This is a genomic window from Campylobacter showae CSUNSWCD, assembly GCF_000313615.1.
Classification (GTDB): Bacteria; Campylobacterota; Campylobacteria; order Campylobacterales; family Campylobacteraceae; genus Campylobacter_A; species Campylobacter_A showae_A.
The window spans coordinates 362,942-383,828 of the sequence record NZ_AMZQ01000001.1 but is presented as its reverse complement, the minus strand read 5'-3'; the positions used below and the strand labels follow the sequence as shown (position 1 = coordinate 383,828).

General features: G+C 45.7%; 18 protein-coding genes. 10 read left to right on the top strand and 8 right to left on the bottom strand.

Going from position 1 to position 20,887, the window contains the following annotated elements; all coding sequences use genetic code 11:
* Positions 1-2,289 carry a thiosulfate reductase PhsA gene (gene phsA / locus CSUNSWCD_RS01945; protein ID WP_009493170.1) on the bottom strand — a complete coding sequence of 763 codons (2,289 nt, stop codon included), beginning with the start codon at positions 2,287-2,289 and terminating at the stop codon, positions 1-3.
* Positions 2,290-2,589: 300 nt separating this feature from the next.
* Between phsA and CSUNSWCD_RS01940 the strand changes: the two genes are divergently transcribed.
* The 3 genes from CSUNSWCD_RS01940 to CSUNSWCD_RS01930 all read left to right on the top strand — a co-directional run bounded on the left by CSUNSWCD_RS01940 (position 2,590) and on the right by CSUNSWCD_RS01930 (position 6,747).
* On the top strand, positions 2,590-3,153 hold the full coding sequence (locus tag CSUNSWCD_RS01940) for an RBBP9/YdeN family alpha/beta hydrolase (protein WP_009493168.1): 564 nt from the start codon (positions 2,590-2,592) through the stop codon (positions 3,151-3,153).
* A gap of 85 nt (positions 3,154-3,238) precedes the next feature.
* Entirely contained in the window at positions 3,239-6,316 is a 3,078-nt protein-coding gene (locus CSUNSWCD_RS01935) for a cytochrome c biogenesis protein CcsA (RefSeq protein ID WP_009493166.1), read from the top strand.
* Between the two features lie 44 nt (positions 6,317-6,360).
* Positions 6,361-6,747: a hypothetical protein gene (locus CSUNSWCD_RS01930; protein WP_034964076.1), complete on the top strand. Its 387-nt coding sequence runs from the start codon at positions 6,361-6,363 to the stop codon at positions 6,745-6,747.
* A gap of 166 nt (positions 6,748-6,913) precedes the next feature.
* Here CSUNSWCD_RS01930 and CSUNSWCD_RS01925 read toward each other — a convergent pair whose 3' ends face one another.
* The 4 genes from CSUNSWCD_RS01925 to CSUNSWCD_RS01910 all read right to left on the bottom strand — a co-directional run bounded on the left by CSUNSWCD_RS01925 (position 6,914) and on the right by CSUNSWCD_RS01910 (position 10,721).
* Positions 6,914-7,411: a phosphatidylglycerophosphatase A family protein gene (locus CSUNSWCD_RS01925; RefSeq protein WP_009493161.1), complete on the bottom strand. Its 498-nt coding sequence runs from the start codon at positions 7,409-7,411 to the stop codon at positions 6,914-6,916.
* 72 nt (positions 7,412-7,483) lie between these two features.
* Entirely contained in the window at positions 7,484-8,668 is a 1,185-nt protein-coding gene (locus tag CSUNSWCD_RS01920) for a sulfate adenylyltransferase (RefSeq protein WP_009493159.1), read from the bottom strand.
* A complete protein-coding gene (locus tag CSUNSWCD_RS01915) occupies positions 8,646-9,572 on the bottom strand; it encodes a response regulator (protein WP_009493157.1) in 927 nt (308 codons plus the stop codon). Before CSUNSWCD_RS01915 ends, CSUNSWCD_RS01920 begins: the two co-directional genes overlap by 23 nt.
* 18 nt (positions 9,573-9,590) lie before the next feature.
* Positions 9,591-10,721, bottom strand: coding sequence for a bifunctional 2-C-methyl-D-erythritol 4-phosphate cytidylyltransferase/2-C-methyl-D-erythritol 2,4-cyclodiphosphate synthase (locus tag CSUNSWCD_RS01910; RefSeq protein WP_009493155.1), 1,131 nt, complete (start codon positions 10,719-10,721; stop codon positions 9,591-9,593).
* A gap of 100 nt (positions 10,722-10,821) precedes the next feature.
* On the opposite strand from CSUNSWCD_RS01910, the gene thiC reads away from it, so the two are divergent.
* The 6 genes from thiC (at position 10,822) to CSUNSWCD_RS01880 (ending at position 16,390) form a co-directional block, all read left to right on the top strand.
* Positions 10,822-12,153 (top strand): phosphomethylpyrimidine synthase ThiC, encoded by a 1,332-nt coding sequence (gene thiC / locus CSUNSWCD_RS01905; protein WP_009492964.1) that lies wholly within the window; start codon positions 10,822-10,824, stop codon positions 12,151-12,153.
* Positions 12,147-13,247, top strand: coding sequence for an Mrp/NBP35 family ATP-binding protein (locus CSUNSWCD_RS01900; RefSeq protein ID WP_009492963.1), 1,101 nt, complete (start codon positions 12,147-12,149; stop codon positions 13,245-13,247). Before thiC ends, CSUNSWCD_RS01900 begins: the two co-directional genes overlap by 7 nt.
* Positions 13,248-13,343: 96 nt before the next feature.
* Positions 13,344-13,610, top strand: a complete 267-nt coding sequence (locus CSUNSWCD_RS01895; protein ID WP_009492962.1) for an ACT domain-containing protein — start codon at positions 13,344-13,346, stop codon at positions 13,608-13,610.
* 9 nt (positions 13,611-13,619) lie between these two features.
* On the top strand, positions 13,620-14,957 hold the full coding sequence (locus tag CSUNSWCD_RS01890; RefSeq protein ID WP_009492961.1) for a PFL family protein: 1,338 nt from the start codon (positions 13,620-13,622) through the stop codon (positions 14,955-14,957).
* 104 nt (positions 14,958-15,061) lie between these two features.
* Positions 15,062-15,751, top strand: coding sequence for a hypothetical protein (locus tag CSUNSWCD_RS01885; protein WP_009492960.1), 690 nt, complete (start codon positions 15,062-15,064; stop codon positions 15,749-15,751).
* A gap of 186 nt (positions 15,752-15,937) precedes the next feature.
* The gene (locus tag CSUNSWCD_RS01880) at positions 15,938-16,390 is read left to right on the top strand and encodes a hypothetical protein (RefSeq protein ID WP_009492958.1); all 453 of its coding nucleotides are present in this window, start codon (positions 15,938-15,940) and stop codon (positions 16,388-16,390) included.
* A 162-nt stretch (positions 16,391-16,552) separates the two neighbouring features.
* On the opposite strand, the gene CSUNSWCD_RS11645 is transcribed toward CSUNSWCD_RS01880, so the two are convergent.
* From CSUNSWCD_RS11645 to CSUNSWCD_RS01865, 3 genes are all read right to left on the bottom strand, one after another.
* Entirely contained in the window at positions 16,553-16,735 is a 183-nt protein-coding gene (locus tag CSUNSWCD_RS11645) for a DUF1440 domain-containing protein (protein WP_241091389.1), read from the bottom strand.
* Positions 16,736-17,355: 620 nt separating this feature from the next.
* Positions 17,356-18,195 (bottom strand): alpha/beta hydrolase, encoded by an 840-nt coding sequence (locus CSUNSWCD_RS01870; RefSeq protein ID WP_009492954.1) that lies wholly within the window; start codon positions 18,193-18,195, stop codon positions 17,356-17,358.
* Positions 18,196-18,197: 2 nt separating this feature from the next.
* Positions 18,198-19,157 carry a DUF5131 family protein gene (locus CSUNSWCD_RS01865; protein ID WP_009492953.1) on the bottom strand — a complete coding sequence of 320 codons (960 nt, stop codon included), beginning with the start codon at positions 19,155-19,157 and terminating at the stop codon, positions 18,198-18,200.
* A 123-nt stretch (positions 19,158-19,280) separates the two neighbouring features.
* Here CSUNSWCD_RS01865 and CSUNSWCD_RS01860 point away from each other — a divergent pair, with 123 nt between their 5' ends.
* Positions 19,281-20,870, top strand: a complete 1,590-nt coding sequence (locus tag CSUNSWCD_RS01860; RefSeq protein WP_009492952.1) for an ABC-F family ATP-binding cassette domain-containing protein — start codon at positions 19,281-19,283, stop codon at positions 20,868-20,870.
* Positions 20,871-20,887: the final 17 nt, after the last annotated feature.

Sequence of the window (20,887 nt, the reverse complement as noted above, 5' to 3'; positions counted from 1 at the left end):
TTACGCTTTTATTATCTTGACGCCGACGTTTCGCACCATCGTGGAGGCGACGGGACCGATCACGGTAGGATCTAGCAGCTTGCTTTGATTCGTTCCTACGCCGTTCGTGCGTTTTAGTCCCGCGCTCACGTGCCCAAAGCCGTGATAGACGAAAAGCGTGTCTTCTCTGATGCCCTCGGTAAGCATCACGTTTGCCTTTTCCTTCGCGGTTTTGCTTTGAAGAATTATCTTATCACCGTCTTTTAGTCCGTATTTTTTCGCGGTATTGGGATGTATCCAAACGGGCGCGCTACTCATCAAGTCGTTTAAAAATTCGACGTTTTGCGTGTGGCCGTTGGTGTGTATCGGCGTTTTGCCGCTCATTAGGCAAAGCTCCTCGCCGAAAAATACGTCCATGCCCTCGGCGTTTAAGCAGCCGTATCCCGGAAACTGCTTTTCGACCTTTTCGCTAAAGAGCTCGATCTTGCCGCTATCGGTTTTAAATTTGACCTGCGACTCCATCAGCCCGTCGTCGCCCACGAACTGCTGCGCGTAAGGGAATTTTTTCGTAAATTCTTTTACGCTATCTTTTTCTCTAAACAAAATCCCCGGCACCTTCCACGTGACGTAGCCTTTTTTAACTAGCTCCGCCAACAGCTCGGCGTTGCCTTTTACTTGTTTGATTCTCCACTCGTCCATCGTGTTTGCCGAGTACTGCTCGTCTATCTTCATCCTGCGAGCTAGCTCTCTAAAGATATCGTAGCCGTTTTTGGTGTCGCCGATAGGATCTACGACTTTGTTTCTTATCATATAGGCAGGTTTTTGACTCGACTTATCCTCGATGCCTTCGTCGCGCTCAAGGTAAGTACTCTCGGGCAGTATCACGTCCGCCCATATCGCAAAATCGATCATATAGATATCCGAGCACACGATAAAATCAAGCTTTTTTAGGCTCTCTATCGTAGTTTCCGTGCCCGCGACGTTGATCGGGTGATTAAACCTTATGCTAAACCAGCCTTTTACGGGATAAGGCTTCTCGCTTAGTATGGCTTGCGGGATCTCCATCAAGACGCCGTGGCTTCTGCTGACGAATTTGTTTCGTCCGTCCTCGCCAGCGCCGTCTATTCTAGGTACTTTAGGTACTTTTATCGCGGCGTCCGGGTTCGTAATCTCAGGGATTAGCTCTTCGCCGATTAGTTTGTTATAAAATTTAGCCTTTTTACCGCCGAAGATTCCGCCTTTTTTCTCCCAGTTGCCCATCATCGCGTTTGCCGTCATTATGGCTCTGGTGCGGATGTATTCGGCTCTAGTCGTAGTGGTGTTGTGACCGAAGTCGATGATGACTTTAGGTGCGGCTTTCCAGATTTCGCCCGCGATGCGCTCGACGGTTTTAGCGGGGATGCCCGTGATTTTTTCTTGCCACTGCGGAGTGGTATCTTTAGTCGCCTCTACGACTTTATCAAATCCGATCGTAAATTTCTCTATAAATTCTTTATCGTAAGTGCCGTTTTTTATCCAAGTATGAATGAGCGCCAAAACGAAGGCCAGATCGGTACCTGGTTTTACCGGTAGCCACTCGTCGGCTTTTGAGGCCACGACGCTAAAGCGCGGATCTAAAACCAGCAGCTTGGTATCTTCTTTCGCGGCCATTTTAGCTAGCTTTTTAGCGTCGGCGATGACGATGCCTTCAAAGAGATTGTGCCCGAAATTTACGACGTATTTTGCGTTGCCGAAGTCTCTTTTTAGCTTCGCATCGCCGTACATATGCTCGCAAACCATCTGATAGGTGATAGGGCAACAGGAGAAGTGCGAGAAGCAGTTTGGTGAACCATACGCGCTGGCAAATGTCGTCATTAGCTTGTGCGTTTGGCTTGATTTTGCCGTAAATACAAAGCTCTCGGGACCGTACTTTTCCTTGATTTCTAGCATTTTTTTAGCGACTAGGTCAAGCGCCTCGTCCCAGCCCGCCTCGCGCCATTTATTTTCGCCGCGCTCGCCTACTCTGATGAGCGGTTTTACGATGCGCTGCGGATCGTAGAGCTGATTGTGCCCGCTGCCACCCCTTGCACACACGGAAGTCGCCGTGCCGCTTACTTTGCCGTTGCCTTGGATGAAGACGTTTTTGCCGTCCACGACCTTGGCCTCGATAGGACAGCGAGAAGAGCACATCTCGCAAAAACTATAAACGGTCTTATCGCCGCCTTCTAGCGCTTTGGCGCCGACTGCGCCTAAAGTACCGGGCGCATACGTCATCGCAAGCAAGCCCGTGGCGGTAGATGCTTTTAAGAAATTTCGCCTCGAAGTATCCATTTTTTCTCCCTTTTTAAAATAAATTTACCGAAATCTTAAATAATCAACGTAAATGATACGTAAATTTTTCGTATCAATATAAATTTTAATTGATAACGACTATTTCGTTTTTTAGGGGAAAAGCTTAAAATTAACTTCAAATTTGCCAAATTTACAAATATCAAATTTTAACGGTTGATGATATTTGTTCCGCCGTTTACTTAAATTTATAACTTAAAAAGTATTCTTGCGCTTTACGTCAAAAATTATTTTAATTTTATTTGTATATAATTCGCGTATTTTTTCAAAAAGGCAAATTTAATGAAAAAGCAAATTTATATCATTCACGGCTACGACGCTTCGCCGCAAAGCCACTGGTTTTCTTGGTTTAAAGAAAAGATGCGCGGCATTGCCGAGGTGGAAATTTTAAAGATGCCAACCCCGCAAACGCCAAAGCTAACCGAGTGGCTAGAGATGATGAAGCAAAACGTAAATTTAGACGAAAATTCATTTATCATCGCTCACAGCCTGGGCACGATAACTAGCCTAAATTTTCTTAGCGGTTTTGCAAATTTGCCCAAATTCGGCGGTCTAGTTCTCGTCTCGCCATTTGACGAGCCGATTAAGGAATTTGCGATTTTGGATGAGTTTTGCAAGCCGCAAATCGCCTACGAAAAGATAAAATCAGCGGCGAATTTAATAAAAGTAATAGCCGCAAAAGACGACTATATCGTGCCTTGCGAACTTAGCCTAAAGGTAGCGCAAAATTTAGGCGTCGCGCCCGATATATTTGAAAAAGGCGGACACTTTTTGGGTGCGGACGGTTTTAGCGAATTTGAGTTTATATTAAATTTATTTAAACTTAAAGACGAAAAATTATCATAAAATAATAACTAAAAAGTAAGTTTATTTAAAAAAAATTACTATAATGTGCATTTTGATTTACTAAATTTATGTTCAAGGATATGTTTTGAGCGAGTTAAAATCCCTATTTTTCAGTATGACGTCGGCCGTCGTGCTACTTGTTATATTTGCTATCGGTAGCGGCGCAGCGACGTTAATAGAAAGCTACTACGACACAAAAAGCGCGTGGGCGGCGGTTTATGGAGCGAGTTGGTTTGCTTTGGTACAGGTGCTTTTAGGCATAAATTTAGCTTACAATATTTTTAGATACAACCTTTTAAGAAAAGAAAAACTACCCGTTTTGATATTTCACGTTAGCTTTTTGTTTATGCTTCTTGGCGCAGCGATGACGCGATATCTTGGCTTTGAGGGCAATATCCACATCAGAGAAAACGAAACCTCAAATGCGGTATTTGGATCCGTATCCAGGATAGAAATCGCCGCAGAAAAAGATGGTCAAATTTACTCAAACTCGATCCCAAAACAAATCACTTCCGTCGGTTCAAACGATTTTAACTTACCTCTTGAAATCGCGGGCAAAAAAGCAAATTTAACCTTTGAAGGATACTATAAAAAGGCCGAAACAGAGTACTACGAAGCGGAAAAAGGCGAGCCGCTGGTTAGGCTTGCGGTCTCAAGCCCAGACTCAAAAGAAGAAATAAGCCTGCAAGCTGGCGAAACTCGCGAGGTGGGTGGCGTTAGCTTTGCATTCGACGCGCAGCCGCTACTTGAAAATTTCGTCAAAATCGAGCTAAAAGAGGGCAAATTTTATCTAACTTCTAACCAAAACATCGGCTACTTTACGATGGCAACAAACGAAAAAGGCGAGTACGAAAAAGACAAAGCGACCGAGTTTTTACCGATGCAGCTCTATACGGTCACAGACGTAAATTTCGTACCTAAATCATTGCTAACCAAAGCTGCCAAGCGAGTCGTGAGCAAAAACGGCGAATACGACGCATTGGTGGCAAATTTGACGTTTGACGGCCAGACGCAGCAGCTCATGCTCTACGAAAACAGCTACATACCGGCTAAAGCTAAGATTGACGGCGTACTTTTCAACGTTTACTGGGGTTCAAAGATGGTCGAGCTTCCATTTTCATTAAAACTTGAGGACTTCGAGCTTAAGCGCTATCCGGGATCAAATTCGCCGATGAGCTACTCTAGCGACGTCATCGTCGAGGACTCTAGGACCGGAAACTACCCGTATAAAATTTACATGAACCACGTACTAGATCACGACGGATATAGATTTTTTCAAAGCAGTTACGACCAGGACGAGCTAGGCACCGTACTATCGGTAAACCGCGATCCGGGTAAAATTCCGACCTACATCGGCTACTTTTTGCTAGGACTGGGGCTATTTTTCAATGTCGTAAATCCTCGCTCACGCTTTAGAAAACTAGCTAAAATGATAAACGAAGACGCCGTTAAAAAAGTCGCGAGCTTTGCCCTAATAGCATGTTTTGCGGCATTTGCCCCAAGCAAAACATACGCGGCCGATAACGCTAGAAATATCGACGCAAACCATGCAAAAGAACTCTCTACGCTAATCATCCAAAGCGCCGATGGCAGGATGAAGCCTTTTGATACCGTTGCTAGAGAAATTTTAAACAAAATCCATCGCGGCGATACATTAGACGGCCTAAACGCAAACCAAGCCATACTTTCGATTATGGTAAATGCTCCGTATTGGCGCAACGTGCCGATAATCTACGTCGGAAATAAAGAACTAAAAAAACTAATCGGTATAGACGAAAAGGCCAAATACGCAAGCTTTAACGACTTTTTTACAAATGAAAAAGACGGCAAAAGCATCTACAAACTAGCCAAATTTGCTGAAGCAGCAAACCGCAAAACACCTGGCGAACGCGGTACGTTCGATAAAGACTTACAAAAAGTAGACGAGCGTCTAAATATACTTTATATGGTATTTGTCGGCGAAGTCTTTACGATGTTTCCAAGAATAGACGACCCGAATAATACGTGGTACGCGCCGGCTTCAGCTATGATGTATCTTCCTAAAAACGAAAGTGAGCCGATCGGCAGGATGCTAAGAGGCTATTTTACTAGCGTTGCCGAAGCTACCGAAAACAACAACTGGCGCCGAGCAAATCAGGCTCTAGCCGAGATAAAAACCTATCAACAAGAACACGGCAAAGCAGTCATGCCTGGCGAAAAACGCATCGAGATGGAGCTGTTTTTTAACGAATATAAAATTTTCGAGTCGCTAACGCCGATATATCTCTTGACTGGACTTGGGCTTTTATGTTTCGTGTTTGCTAAAATGGCAAGGCCTAAATTAAATATCAAATGGCTATTCAGCATCGTTTACGGCGTAAATATTTTAGCGTTTTTACTGCATACTTTCGGCATCGGCATACGCTGGTATATCGCCGAGCACGCCCCATGGAGCAATGCCTACGAGTCAATGGTCTACATTGCTTGGGCGCTTAGCTTATCAGGTCTCGTATTCTCTCGTCAAAGCCCGATAGCAATGGCGCTAACCTCAATTTTAGCAGGAGTTACGCTATTTGTCGCGCACCTCAGCTGGATGGATCCACAGATCACCACTCTAGTGCCCGTACTTCAGAGCTACTGGCTAACGATCCACGTATCGGTTATCACGGCTAGCTACGGATTTTTAGGACTTTGCTCGCTGCTGGGTATGTTTACGCTCGTGCTTTTTGTCATACAAGGCGGCAAAGAGCATAAGGAAATTTCGCGAAATATCCTAGAAGCCACGCGCATAAACGAGATGGCGATGATACTAGGTCTTAGCCTGCTTACGATGGGCAACTTCCTAGGCGGCGTTTGGGCGAACGAGAGTTGGGGTCGCTACTGGGGCTGGGATAGCAAAGAGACGTGGGCGCTGGTTTCTATTCTCGTTTACGCAGCGGTTTTGCACATCAGATTTATCCCTAAACTAAACAGCCAGTACGCATTTGCCGTGACTTCGATGTTTGCTTATTGGTCAATCATAATGACCTATTTTGGCGTAAACTTCTACCTAAGCGGCATGCACTCGTACGCTGCGGGTGAGCCGATACCGGTGCCTACTTTCGTATGGATAGGCGCGCTTTTGATGGTTTTGATCGCCGTTTTGGCATATTTTAGAAAACCAGATAAAACAATAAAACTATAATGAATCAAACTACTATAGTAATAATTCTGGCGACAATTCTTTTGATGCTCGTCGCTTCCCTTGTTTTTATGGCGGTTAAGCTAGGTAGCGACAAAATCGCGGCCAATAATGCGGCAAAAGAAGCTGCCAATCGAGGTATTACACTAGATGATTTGCTCGCCGTAGCAAACGATCCAGGCACTAGCAAAAATAAGTTATTTTCTATTTTGAGGACATTTTCTTCAAATTTTAGGTTACCGCCCAAGAAAGACGGCGTAGCGCCCGAGGATGCAAAAGAGTATTTAAATTTTATTCTAGCTATAGCTTCACATAAAAATGCCGACGCCAAACTAATAGCTTTTATGACTAACGACCTAAAAAAGAAAAATCCTGAATACGCAAGAGAGATAGATGTTTACGAACAAAAAGGTACGGCGAAAGCAAAAAAATAAAAACTTAACAACCTCTTTTTTCATTTATCATCTATCACTACACATGAATTTGAAATTTAGATAATCAAAAATCTGTCGCCAATAAAGCTCACAAAAACTACAAGAATTAATGTCAAGCAATTTAGATTTTACCTTAAAACAATCATCCAAAAATCGCCAGATAAAACTACTTTACAAACGGCAACTCAAATTTAATCCACTCGTAGTCAAGTCCGATTTTTGCAACAGCCTCATAACAAATAGCGCTAAGAAGACCTGCAAAAAGTCCCGCAACCATATCATCGCCCATCACGCCTAGCCCGCCTTTTACGTTTTTGTCGATGCGGCCGATCACGGAGGGCTTTATGATATCAAATGCCCTAAAAAACAGAACCGAGAGCGCAAACTGCATCGCCGTAGCGCCGCTGATAGAAATCGCCAACCAAACGCCAGCAACCTCGTCTATCACGATACTGCCGTGATCGTGCACGCCGGTTTTAGCCTCATAGTCGTCGATGATATTGATGCTATACAAAAAAAGACAAATCGAAACCAAAAATAGCGTGGAAGCGGGCAAAAACATCAAAAATCCGTACGCCGCGACCGCGCCAGCCAGCGATCCCACCGTGCCGGGAGCTTTGGGGCTTAGGCCGGCGCCGAAAAAAGTTAAAAATAACCTTTGCATATTTTTCCTTGAAATCAAATTTAAATATTATGGCGTTTTTGTTCGCCAATTTTTAGTGCGATTTTAGCAAATTTAAGTCAGCGACGTCGTCTGATAAAGCTTCATCAAATTTTCGTAAAACTCCCTCTCCGTCTGCTTTTCGAGCAGTCCATTGCTAGGAAAAAGATCGTCGCAAAGCTTTTGGATATTTTCAAATCGGTTCGGGAAAAGCTCGCTCAGTATCATCGCCGAGATATCGCGCCGCATGAGGATCGCAGGAGGCAAGATGCCCGCTAGCAGCAAGGTTTTTAGCGTCTGGGCGTGATATTTGATGTGATGATGCTGGCCGTGCGGGCAGGTCTTGGTGCTAACTAGCGTCTTGCACTCGTCGCAGTAGACGAGCTCGGGCAGCACGACGATATCTAAATTTAGATCGTTTTTATAGCGCTCCAGCACCGTGTGAGCGACGTTGTGATCGTAAAACATCCCGATACCGGCGTGATTTTGCCCTACTATTAGCTTATGCGCGCCCAACCTATGCGCCGCGATGCACTCTAGCGTCGGGTTTAGGTGCGAGCTAAAGAGATTTGAGTTCTCAAAAGGCACGATGATCAGGCGGTTTTTGGGGACGTAGTTTTGGATGAAGTATTCCAGTACGCTTTTTTTGAGCGAAAAGCTCATCATCTCGTCCGCGCCGTGGCTTTTTAGTAAAAATAGCAACACCAGATCGGAGCTATCTATCGTCATCCTGATCAGGCGCTCGTGCGCGCGGTTAAAGGGTTCCGCAGTTAGCATGATCGCCGAGATTTTTCGGACGTTTTGCTCCCTTTTGACCTCTTCGATGAGTTTTCTTACCTCGGCTAGCTTATCGTCGTAGATTTTTATCTCGCCACTTACGGCTAGTTCGCCGCTTTGGCTTTGCTGTGCGGGCGCGGCTTCGTTAGCGCGAAAGATATCTTGCGAGCTTTTCTCGGCGTTAAATTTAAAAACCTCGCCGACCTCAATATACCCTACGACCTTGCCGCCGTTGATAAGCTCGATATGATCGCCCTTTGAGGCGTTTTTTATCGTTTCTTGATTGCGCTTGCCGTGTGGCGCAAAGACAAAAGTATATGGCATCGGCTCGCCGGCCAAAAAGCCCGTCTCATAGATCTCGTTCGCCTCTTTTTCGTTCATCAGACGGTTAAATTTGCTAAAAATTTGATTTTCTATGAGATCAAGCGCGCCGAAGGCCTCGTCGTTTATCCAAACGGCGTTATTTTTTCTTGACGACGTCATATTTTTTCCTCTTTTCCCAAAGCGATTTGCGCGAGATCCCTAGCTTTTTGCTAAGCTCGGTGTCGGGGTATTTGTCCTGATAGTTTACGATGATGTGCTTGATGTAGTCGTCGATCGTCAAAATTTCGTCGATTTGGAAATTTTTCTCATCGCTTGTGATGTTTAGCGTCTCCATCGGCGTCTCTTCGTTCAGATTGGTCGAGCTTGCGATGAGCTTGCGTTTGGCCGCGAGAGAGACGATTTGATTTTTGGTCTCTTGGCGTAAAATTTGAAAATTTGAAAAATACAAAAGCGTGCGCGGATTTGCCGCGGCTATTGCCTCTACGTCGATACCAGGCTCAAGCGGCACGTACTTAAAGCTCAAATTTAGCGCCTTTGCGTACTCAAAAACGAAGTTATCGGCGTTTATCATTTTATTGCATTTGATGAGAAGCGGCAGCTTTATGCGCTTAAAGTCGAAATTTAGCGCCGAAACCGCCTTAAAATGATAGTTTAAGTAGTCCTGATAGGTCTTTATAAATGTTTGCAGCCGCCTAAATTCCTCGAAATGCTTGATCTTTCGCACCAACTCCTCGATCATAAACGGCTTTTGTATGTAGTCGCTTGCACCCGCTTGTATCGGGATCGAGACGGTGTCGTTGCTGATATAGGTGATGAGCAGGATGACGACGGAGTCTTTAAATTTTTGTATGATTTTTAGCGTCTCGTCGCCCGCAAATGCGCTAGAGAGCAGGACCACGTCAAAGTGCACGTCCTTGCCGCCCTCCTTTGCCCTCTGCTCAGGCTCGCTTTTCATCACCTCCGCCGCGCTCCTTGCGATCTCGCACTCATAGCCTAGATTTTCTAGCTTCGAGGCGATGCTTTGGGCTAGGTAGATTTCGTTTTCTATTATCAAAACTCTCATTTTTTTACTTTCGTCGTTTTATTTTTGCGTCCAGTCGTAAATTTTTAGACTCGCCGACGCCGTAGCGGCTATACCCTCGCCTCGCCCCGTAAAGCCCAGCCTCTCGGTCGTAGTGGCCTTTACGTTTATGCGGCTCGGGGTTAAATTTAGTGCATTTGCGATGTTTATTTCCATCGCGGATTTAAATTTACTAAGCTTTGGTCGCTCGGCAATAACGGTAATATCGGCATTAATAAGCTCAAATCCAACGCTTTGAACGAGCCTATATGCTTCTTTTAGTAACATAGCAGAGTCAGCGCCCTTAAATTTATCGTCGGTATCTGGGAAATGCTCGCCTATATCACCCAGCCCGGCTGCTCCCAGTATCGCGTCGATGAGCGCGTGGATAGCTACGTCGCCGTCGGAGTGGGCCTTTAAATTCCGTTCAAAAGGGATTTTCTCGCCACCGATTGTTACGAAACTTCCCTCTTTTTTCTCTTCTTCAAAGGCATGCACGTCAAAGCCGTTGCCCACGTAAATTTCGCTTAACGGCGCGCCAAGCCCGCAAATTTTAGAAAGATCGTCTTTAAATGTGATTTTTCTAGCGTTTTCATCGCCCTGCACGTACCAAATTTTACCGCCCGCAGCCGCTATCGCCGAGCTATCGTCGGTGTAAATTTGACCCGATTCAAGCGCACTTTTTAGCATTGCCGTGCGCGAGAGCTGCGGAGTCTGGATGAGTTTGATTTGCTCTCTATCGACGGCCTGGGAGCCCAGATAAACGGTATCTGGCACTTTTAGCGCAGGTATGACGCAGTCGGCGTTTTGGATGCCGCCTATGATGCGCGAGAAAAGCTCGGCGCTAATCATCGGACGAGCGATGTCGCTAACCAAAACGTATTCGCTTTGAACGAGTTTAAGCGCGTTTTTTAGGCTCTCTTGACGCGTCGCGCCGCCTTTTATGAAGCGATACGTTGGGGCAAATTTGCTCATATATTTTTCCTCGTTTGAGGCGATGATTATCTCTTTAAAAGCATAGTGCGAGCTTAAATTTTTAGCCGCAAAGAGCCATAGCGGATCGCCTCCGACGCGCAGCCACTGCTTTTTAACGGGCATTTCAAAACGGCTGGAGCTTCCGGCTCCGAGCATTACCAGCGTAACGTCTAGCAAAATTTCTCCTTTGGCGAAGTGTTACGATATTATACATCCCAAAAGCTTGTTTTTATCTTTTTTGAGTAAGATTAGAACCAAAATTTTTAAGGAGAAAAACATGAAAGAATTTCGGGTCAAATTTGACTCCGCCGACAAAACTCCGACGCAGATGTACTACGCTAAAAAAGGCGTCATAACGCCCGAGATGAACTACGTAGCGCAGGTTGAAATGTTAGATCCCGAGCTCGTTAGGAGCGAGGTCGCCGCAGGCAAGATGATAATCCCAGCCAATATCCATCACGAAAATTTGCTCCCGATGGCGATCGGCAGGGAGGCCAAAACCAAAATCAACGCAAATATCGGCAACTCAAGCCTAAGCAGCGATATAGACGCCGAGCTTGAAAAGCTGCAAATTTGCCTAAAATACGGCGCTGACACGGTCATGGATCTAAGCACGGGCGGCGATTTGGATGCTATTAGAAGTGCAATCATAGAGCATTCAAGCGTGCCAGTTGGCACGGTGCCGATGTATGAAATTTTAAAAGAGGCAAAAGAGGTTACAAATATCACAAATGAGCTAATTTTGAGCGTGCTAGAGAAGCAAGCAAAGCAAGGGGTGAGTTACTTTACGATACACGCTGGCTTTTTACGTGAGTTTTTGCCGCTTGTTAAAAAGCGTAAAATGGGCATAGTAAGCAGGGGCGGCAGCCTAAGTGCAAGCTACATGTCAAAGCTAAATAGGCAAAATCCATTTTATGAAATTTTTGATCAAATTTTAGAAATTTGCGCCGCTCACGACGTCTCGCTCTCGCTTGGCGACGGACTTCGCCCAGGATGTCTTTACGACGCAACAGACGAGGCACAACTTAGCGAGCTAAAGGTGCTTGGAGAGCTAACACTTCGTGCGTGGCAGAAAGATGTGCAGGTGATGATAGAGGGCCCTGGCCATGTGCCATTAAATCAAATTGAGTATAATATGAAAATCGAACAAGAGCTCTGCCATGACGCCCCATTTTATGTGCTTGGGCCGCTTGTTAGTGATATCGGCGCGGGGTATGATCATATCACTTCAGCGATAGGTGGTACGATGGCAGCATATCACGGTGCTAGCATGCTTTGTTATGTGACGCAAAAAGAGCACCTAGGACTACCAAATGAAAATGACGTAAGAGAGGGCATCGTAGCTCACAAGATAGCAGCTCATGCCGCAGACGTCGCGCTTGGCAAAGCTGGAGCTATCGAAAAAGACCATGCGATGAGCGATGCGAGATACGCATTTGACTGGAACAAGCAGTTTGAGCTTAGCTTTGATCCAAAAAAAGCAAGAGAACTTCACGATGAGAGCTTGCCAGAAGATGCGTTTAAGAGCGCTCATTTTTGTTCGATGTGCGGACCAAAATTTTGTGCATATAAAATTTCAAAAGATCTAGAAAAAGGAGAAAAATGTTAAATAAAGAAGAGGTCTTAAATAGACTAAAAGGTGTCATATATCCGGGCTTTGAAAAGGATATAGTTAGTTTTGGGTTTGTAAAAAATGTTGAGATTGGCGATAAAATTTTAATCGAGGTCGAGATCGTTAGCTCAAGCCCTGATGTGGCAAATGAGCTAAAAGCGGACATCAAACGTGTCATGGGCTCAAACGAGTACGTGCTAAATTTGATCCAGCCAAAGATGCCTGAGGAGAAAAGTAACAGCCAAAGTGGCAAAAATATAGCACCTCAAGTTAAAAATTTCGTAATGGTAAGCTCTGGTAAAGGCGGCGTTGGCAAATCAACCACAACTCTAAATTTAGCCATCTCAATGGCAAAACTTGGCAAAAAAGTGGGAATTTTAGACGCTGATATCTACGGACCAAATATCCCAAGAATGCTAGGTGAGGTAAATACCCAGCCACAAGTCGTTGGCAACAAGCTAAAGCCGATACTTAGCCACGGCGTGGAGATGATGAGTATGGGCGTCTTGATGGAAGAGGGCATGAGCCTTATCTGGCGTGGCTCGATGATCATGAAAGCGATCGAGCAGCTGCTAAGAGATGTGCTTTGGAGCGAGCTTGATGTCTTGTTCCTCGACATGCCTCCGGGAACGGGCGATGCGCAGCTAACTCTAGCTCAAAGTGTGCCAGTAACGGCAGGTGTCTGCGTCACAACACCTCAAGTTGTAGCCCTTGATGATAGCAAACGTGCGCTAGATATGTTTGAGAAGCTTCACATCCCAATCGCTGGTGTCATAGAGAACATGAGTGGCTTTATCTGCCCAGATAACGGCAAAGAGTATGATATCTTTGGCAAAGGCACGACTGAAGAGGTAGCAAAGGCTTATAACACTCAAATTTTAGCCGAAATTCCTATCGAGCCAGCGGTTCGTGTGGGTGGTGATAGCGGCAAGCCAGTGAGCTTTTACGAGCCAAACTCAGTCACTGCAAAACGCTATGAGAGCGCAGCTGCAAGGCTTTGGGAGATAATAGAAAATATAAATAACGGCGGTGGGGCTGATAACTCAGCGATCCAGCCAGTAAATGACGGCAAGAGTGCTTGCTCGAAGTAATCTCTAAAATAGGGGATTTGACCTATAAATTTGCACGTTTGAAATTTAAAAAACGTGCAAATTTAGCTTTTAAAAGAAAATTTAACAGGAGAAAAGATGAAAGCGATCGTAACTGTAGTGGGAAAAGATAGAGTTGGTATCGTTGCTGGCGTCTCAGCAAAACTTAGCGAGCTAGGGCTAAACATAGATGACATCTCACAGACTATTTTGAGCGACTTTTTCACGATGATGGCGGTGGTTTCTAGCGATGAAAATAAGGACTTTACGGTGCTTAGAGAAGAGCTAAACAAGCTTGGAGAGAGCCTAAAAGTAAAGATAAACATCCAAAGCTCAGCCATTTTTGATGCTATGCACAAAATTTAAGGACAAAAGATGGATATCAAAAACGTAACTGAAACGATCTCGATGATCGAGGAGCAAAATTTTGACATCAGAACGATCACGATGGGCATTAGTTTGCTTGACTGTATCGACTCTGACATCAACAAAGCCTGCGACAAAATTTACGCGAAAATCACCACTAAAGCCAAAGACCTAGTTCGTGTAGGTAACGAAATTTCCGCTGAACTAGGCATACCAATCGTCAATAAAAGAGTGAGCGTGACACCTATCTCGATAATCGGCGCTGCAACGGACGCAAAAGACTACGTGATGATCGCAAAAACGCTTGATAGGGCGGCTATTGAAGTTGGTATTGATTTTATAGGTGGTTTTTCGGCTTTAGTTCAAAAGGGCTATCAAAAAGGCGATGAAATTTTGATAAATTCTATCCCGCAAGCACTCGCTCAAACTGCAAAAGTTTGCTCAAGCGTCAATGTCGGCTCAACAAAAACAGGCATAAATATGAGCGCAGTGCGTGACATGGGGCGCATCATAAAAGAGACGGCAGCAGCATCAGAGATGGGCTGTGCGAAGCTCGTGGTTTTCGCAAACGCAGTCGAGGACAACCCTTTCATGGCAGGAGCATTTCATGGCGTGGGCGAGGCTGATGTGGTGATAAACGTCGGCGTTTCAGGCCCAGGCGTCGTAAAAAGAGCGCTTGAAAAGGTGCGTGGCGAGAGCTTTGACGTGGTGGCTGAGACTGTGAAAAAGACGGCATTTAAGATCACTCGTATCGGTCAGCTAGTCGGTCAAATGGCTAGTGAGCGACTTGGGGTTAAATTTGGTATCGTCGATCTCTCTCTTGCTCCAACGCCAGCCGTGGGCGACTCGGTGGCTCGTGTGCTTGAGGAGATGGGGCTAGAGGCTGTTGGTACGCACGGCACGACTGCTGCGCTTGCTCTGCTTAATGATGCGGTCAAAAAAGGCGGCGTCATGGCGTGCAACCAAGTTGGCGGCCTAAGTGGTGCATTTATCCCGGTTTCAGAAGATGAGGGCATGATAGCTGCGGTGCGCGCAGGATCACTAAATTTAGAAAAACTTGAAGCGATGACAGCGATATGCTCGGTGGGGCTTGATATGATCGCCATACCTGCGGATACGCCAAGCCAGAGTATAGCTGCGATGATCGCTGATGAGGCGGCTATCGGCGTTATAAATCAAAAAACAACTGCCGTTCGTATCATACCTTTAGGTAAAGAGGGCGATATGATCGAGTTTGGCGGCCTTTTAGGAAGAGCGCCTGTGATGAAGATAAACAAGGCTTCAAGCGCAGACTTCATCGCTCGTGGCGGCCAAATTCCAGCGCCTATACATAGTTTTAAAAATTAATTCAAAGTCCGCTTTAAATTTGCGGACTTTCTCTTAAATTTACCCCAACTTTTCAACTGCTTTTAGCTAAAATAACACCAAATTTTACACATTAAGGAGCTTATATGAAAATTTTGGGATTTTTAGCGGCACTTTGCCTTGGTATAGGAAGCGCAGCAGCAAACGACGGCAAGGTAAGAAGTGTCGATATCTACGTGACACCATACTACTCAGCAAATGCTGGCAAGGCTGAGTTTGTGAAGGTTGACGATAAGATCGACGACTTGCTAAAAAGTGGCAAAGTAGAGGACTTCAAAAAGGCAAAAAAGATCGTGCAGGACGCTCCGCAAATGGTCTCTCCGATAACTCTTTTTGTTCTCTCGGCTCGCGCTTATGACCTCGGACTTCGCGATGATGCGGTATTTTGGTTTTACGTGGCAAAAAACCGTGCGATATTGCTAAGAGGCGTCATAGACATGGAGGGCGAGAAATTTACTGACATGGTGGCTGCGATAGGAGCATTTATGAAGCTTGTTGGCGACGTGGTCAATCCTTATGCATTTTGCGATATCAAAAAACAACAAGAGATCTCTGATAAAGCGCTTGAATGGACTAAGAAAAATGCCTATGAAGCGATGTTTTCTCCAGAATTTAACTCACCTCACGAAGATAGAAAAGCAGCCCTTGCAAAAGGTATAGAAAAGCTAGAAAGTCGCAATAAAAAAGAGAAAGATTACTTTTTAGACAAAGACAATCTTGCTAACTTTAAAGCTATGCGCAAGCAAAATGGCACTGATGAGAAATTTTGCTTTTAAGTGGCGGGCTAAATTTAGTTGCTGTTTTAGGTTTTGCGCCTAAGACAGCAAATTTAAAGGCGGTATTTGGCTCTAACTCGCATGTGTTGGATGCTTGAGCCCTTTTGCCTACGATAAATCTACTTAAAATTTCGCCTTTTGCATAAGAGGCTAGCAAGATCACAAAATACAAAATGAGAATAAAAAATGACTTTAAAATTTGGCGAACTTGAAAAAGTCGCGGTAGATGATGGTTTTATTTGGTATGCGCAGCTGGAGCTAAAAAGCGAGAGCTTTACAGAAGTGCCATTTTGCCTCGTCTGTAAAGACGAGACTGGCGTGGACGATGAGGCTATTTTATTAGTAGAGCGAATTGCCAAGGATATCGACCAATACATAAAAGAGGCGCTTGTCTTTTTAAAAGATGAGCTTAGGCGAGAACATTGTTTGAGTGATGATGAGCTTAAATTGCTTGACGTACCAGTTTGCGAGCTGCCATTTAGCTCGCCGCAATGCACCTTTTATGCGCGTGATAAGCAGTGGTTGATGAGATTTGCCGAGGGTGCGCTAGATATTTGCGAGCCATTTGGTATTGGGGTGATCTTTGAGGGCGAAAAGCCGCTGCGTTTGGAAAATTTAGAGCTTAGCGAGGAGCGCTAAACGTTTAAATTTGAAGGTAGCTTGAATTTATATGTAAAGAGCTAGATAAATTTGAAGTTTATAAGCCTTTTGGCTGTGAGTTTAGAAGCGTTGGAGGATTTAAAATTTGCAGACTATGCGTTACGATAGTCGCTTGGATCTTTTTTCTTTTGTGATCCTGTTTCACAAATCTCGCCTCATAAGCTCGATAGACCAAAACCATGGCGCGTGTCCGACAAACTCGGAAACGTGCTCGTACCAAAGCAGCGTCCAAAGAGGCGGCGTAAGTCCAAGAATAGGCAAAGTAATAACGTAAACGGCGATATTGGCTAAAATACTGGCGGCAACGCCTTGCCAAAGCGTGATTTTCGGAAATCTCTCCGAAACAACGCAGTAAGCTACTGCAAAAAACGATCTAAAACAAAATATGCGTAAAATTCACGTAGTTAAAAGCATGCCCTGCAAACTCGTAAATCGCGGCATACGGGTCGGTAATACCCAAATAATCGCGTAAAAATACACACGGCGGGTTTAGAAAATTACACGAGCAATTTGGTTTGATCCGCCGCCCTAATAAGACTTTCCGGACCGCAAGCGGCGTCAAACATATCTTTAGGATTGCGCGACGGCAACGGAAATTCCCCGCCCCATTTAACAAAAGCCAAAAACTCGCCTGCGATTAGGCCGATTAGTGCGGCTAAACCGAAGCGCTCTTTGGTTTGTAAACTCGTGATTCCACCTTTCTAAAAAATAAGGCGCGTAGCATTCTTTTTTGCTTTGATGAATATTAATTATCAAGATTTGCATTAAATTTGTATTTTAAGCCGCATAATTCGGATTTATTACTCTGCGTCAAAATTTCACGCTCGCAAGGTAATCAAATTTGTGATTATAAGTAAGCAAACAGTGGAGAAAACGGCAACTTTAGCCTCTTTTTGTTAAATTTAAACAAGCCGTCAGAGTCAAATTTACCGCAGCAGCCCGCCCTACTCACACAGCTTCTCTCCTAATTTTCCCCAAAGCTCGCCTAGGGCTAGGATATCGTTGTGCCCGGCGTTTAGTTCGTAAATTTTATCTCCGAGCTTTAGAAATTTAAGCAGCCTGCGCGAGTTATCCACGCCGATTAGCTCGTCATGCTCGCCGTGAAATATCGTCACCGGCCCGCCAAAATCGCCGACGAACTCAAACGTAGGGATTTTATATTTGATTAAAAACTTCGGTACAAAGGGCATTTTCTCGCGCGCCAAATCCTCTAGGCTAAAATAAGGCGCGATCAAAACTAGCCGCTTGGCGCCGTATTTTTGCGCCGTGCGAGCCGCTAGCCCGCTACCCACCGAGTAGCCGATCACAGCAATCTCGCCCGCATAATACTCCCGCAAAACCGGCTCCATCATCAAGTCCGCATCCGCATAAAGCTGCTCCTGCGAGCTTATCTTGCCGCCGCTCTTGCCGTAGCCTCGGTAGTCAAACAGGTAAAAATCATAGCCCAAATCCGTAAAATGCTGCGCGTACTTGCCCCAGCCTTGCAGATTGCCCGCATTGCCATGGAAAAATATCACCGCACCGTTTTTTGCCTTACGTTTACCGTTCGCGTCGCTATAAATTTGCCCGCCGTCTCTACTCTGCGCTAAAAATTTTAGCCCGCTTATCCACGTGCCGTTTGCGTCTAGTCTTATCTCCTCAAATGGCTGGTCAAAGCTAAACTCATGGTTTGGCTCAAGCTTGCTCGGGAAAAATATCAGCCGCTCTTGAAAAAAATAAAGCAGCGCTAAAACCGCGACATATAACACGCAAAGCGCGATGCAAAGCCGTAAAATTACGTTCATTTTTACCTTTCAAATTTACCTGCGCCGGATTTTCTCCGCTCAAAAAATATCCTAACCCTCTCGCCGCTCTCGCTTCCAAATTTCTCCTGCGCCGCAAGCCTGATCTCGCCCGCTAGCCGCTCAAAATAGCCATCATCTCCAAATAGATAAATTTGCTTATAAAGCGGCAAAAGCGCGGGGAAATTTCGCCCGATGAAAGCTAAAATTTTATCCCTAAAATTTGGATAGAGATTTAGCCTATCGAACCAAATTTCATCCGCTGCGTCGCCGTAGCGGGATATGATGTCAAAAACCGGCGTGATCTGCGGGAAAATCGGCGCGACGAAGATATAAGTTTTTACTCCCGCGGCGCGTAGCTTTTTTATCGCTGCGATCCTTGTAGCGACGGGACTTGCGCGAGGCTCGAGCATGCGGCGCAGGTTTTCGTCTACCACACTCAAACTCACGCCTACGCGGACGTTTGGCGTGGTTTGCAGCAGGTCTATGTCGCGCGTCACGAGGCTTGATTTAGTTAAAATTTGCAGATTCGCATCCGAGCCCGCCAGCGTTTCAAGGACTTTTCGCGTAGCTCCAAACTGCGCCTCGTACGGATTATAGCAGTCGGTGACCGAGCTCATAAATACGCGCTCGCCGCCGTGCGAGGCGGCAAATTTAACTAAGCTCGCCGTATCAAATTCCTTCACGTCCAAAAACTCGCCCCACGCCTCCTCGTGCCCGGTGACGCCGCGCATAAACTCGGCGTAGCAGTAGATGCAGCCGTGAGGGCAGCCTACGTACGGATTGATCGCGTAGCCTCCGCTTCCGATTTTGGAGCGCGAGAGGATATTTTTGGCGCGGGTTTTTGCGATGCGCATTTTTGTTTCAGCCTTTGATTGCGTGGATTTTATGTAGGATTTTAGCGAAATTTTAGACTTTGAGTTAAAAGAAGCGCGGTTTTGTCGGCAAAAAGCTAAATTTACCAAACCCGAACTTCGCCTTATCGTCGACACAAGCGGCGCATTACTCCGTTTTGCCGAAGTTTATACTAATTTTAAACGATTTTTTGGCACAATCTAGAATTTTAAAAGTAAAATTTAAGGGTAAATATGCTTGAAGTCAAAAATTTATTAATGAGATTTAACGCGCAGTTGCTATTTGAGGATGTAAATCTAAAACTCGCTCGCGGCAACCGCTACGGACTCATCGGCGCAAACGGCGCTGGAAAATCGACGTTTTTAAAAATCCTCTCAGGCGAGATCGAGGCAAACAGCGGCGAGATCGTCATCGAAAACGGACTAAAAGTAGGCGTGCTGGGTCAAGATCAGTTCGCGTTTGAAAACTTTAGCGTCAAGGACGCCGTGCTATACGGCAACAAACGCCTCTACGACGCAGTAAAAGAAAAAGAACAGCTCTACATGAGCGAAGAGTTTACTGACGCTATAAACGACCGCCTGGCACAGCTTGAGATGATAAGCGCCGAGGAGGATCCTAGCTACGAGTACGAAGTGCGTATAGAAAAAATCCTAAGCTCGCTTGGCTTTAGCGACTTTGAAAAGCCGATGAGCGAGGTCGAAAACTCGGATAAATTTAAAGTCCTGCTCGCTCAAGTGCTATTTCCAAAGCCGGACATTCTTTTCCTCGACGAGCCCACCAACAACCTTGATATCGATAGTATAAAGTGGCTAGAAAACGAGCTAAACCGCCACGAAGGCACGATGGTGCTAATCAGCCACGACCGCCACTTCTTAAACGCGGTTTGCACGCACATCCTAGATGTGGATTTTAAGAAAATCAGGCAGTTTTCGGGCAACTACGACGACTGGTACATCGCCTCGACGCTGGTTGCCAAACAGCACGAGATGGAACGCGACAAAAAGCTAAAAGAAAAAGAGGAGCTGGAGAAATTTATCGCGCGATTCTCGGCAAACGCGAGCAAGGCCCGCCAAGCCACGAGCCGCCAAAAGCAGCTAAACAAACTCGACATCGAGGAGATCAAGGTATCAAGCAGACGCGATCCCAGCATACTTTTCCGCACCAAGCGCGACATCGGCAACGAGATCCTAGAGGTGCGCGGCATTAGCAAAAAATACGACAAGGTTTTGTTTGAAAATTTTAGCTTCAAGCTCGAAAAAAACGACAAAGTCGCTATCATCGGCGCAAACGGCGTAGGCAAAAGCACGCTGGCTAAAATCATCATCGGCGAGGTGGCTACAGATAGCGGCGACGTGCACGTGGGCGCGACGATAGAGCCTAGCTATTTTGCGCAGGATACGACGAATAAAATCACCGGCGAGCTAAAGCTCTACGAGTGGCTGCAAGACGAAAACAACAAGGACCTAGACGAGATCCGCAAGTGCCTAGGCAGGATGCTGTTTAGCGGCGCCGAGCAGGAAAAATCGGTCGGCAGCCTAAGCGGAGGCGAGAAACACCGCCTGATGCTAAGCCGCCTGATGCTAGAGCGCGGCAACCTGCTCGTGCTAGACGAGCCAAACAACCACCTCGACCTCGAGGCCATCATCGCTCTTGGCGAGGCGCTGTATAAATTCGTCGGCAACGTCATCTGCGTGAGCCACGACAGAGAGCTCATCGACGCCTTTGCTAACCGCATCATCCACCTCAAAGGAAACGGCGAGGTCGTCGATTTTAAGGGAACTTTTGAAGAATACGCCGCGATGAACGAGGGAGCGACGGCTTAAATTTTGATTTTGGCTTT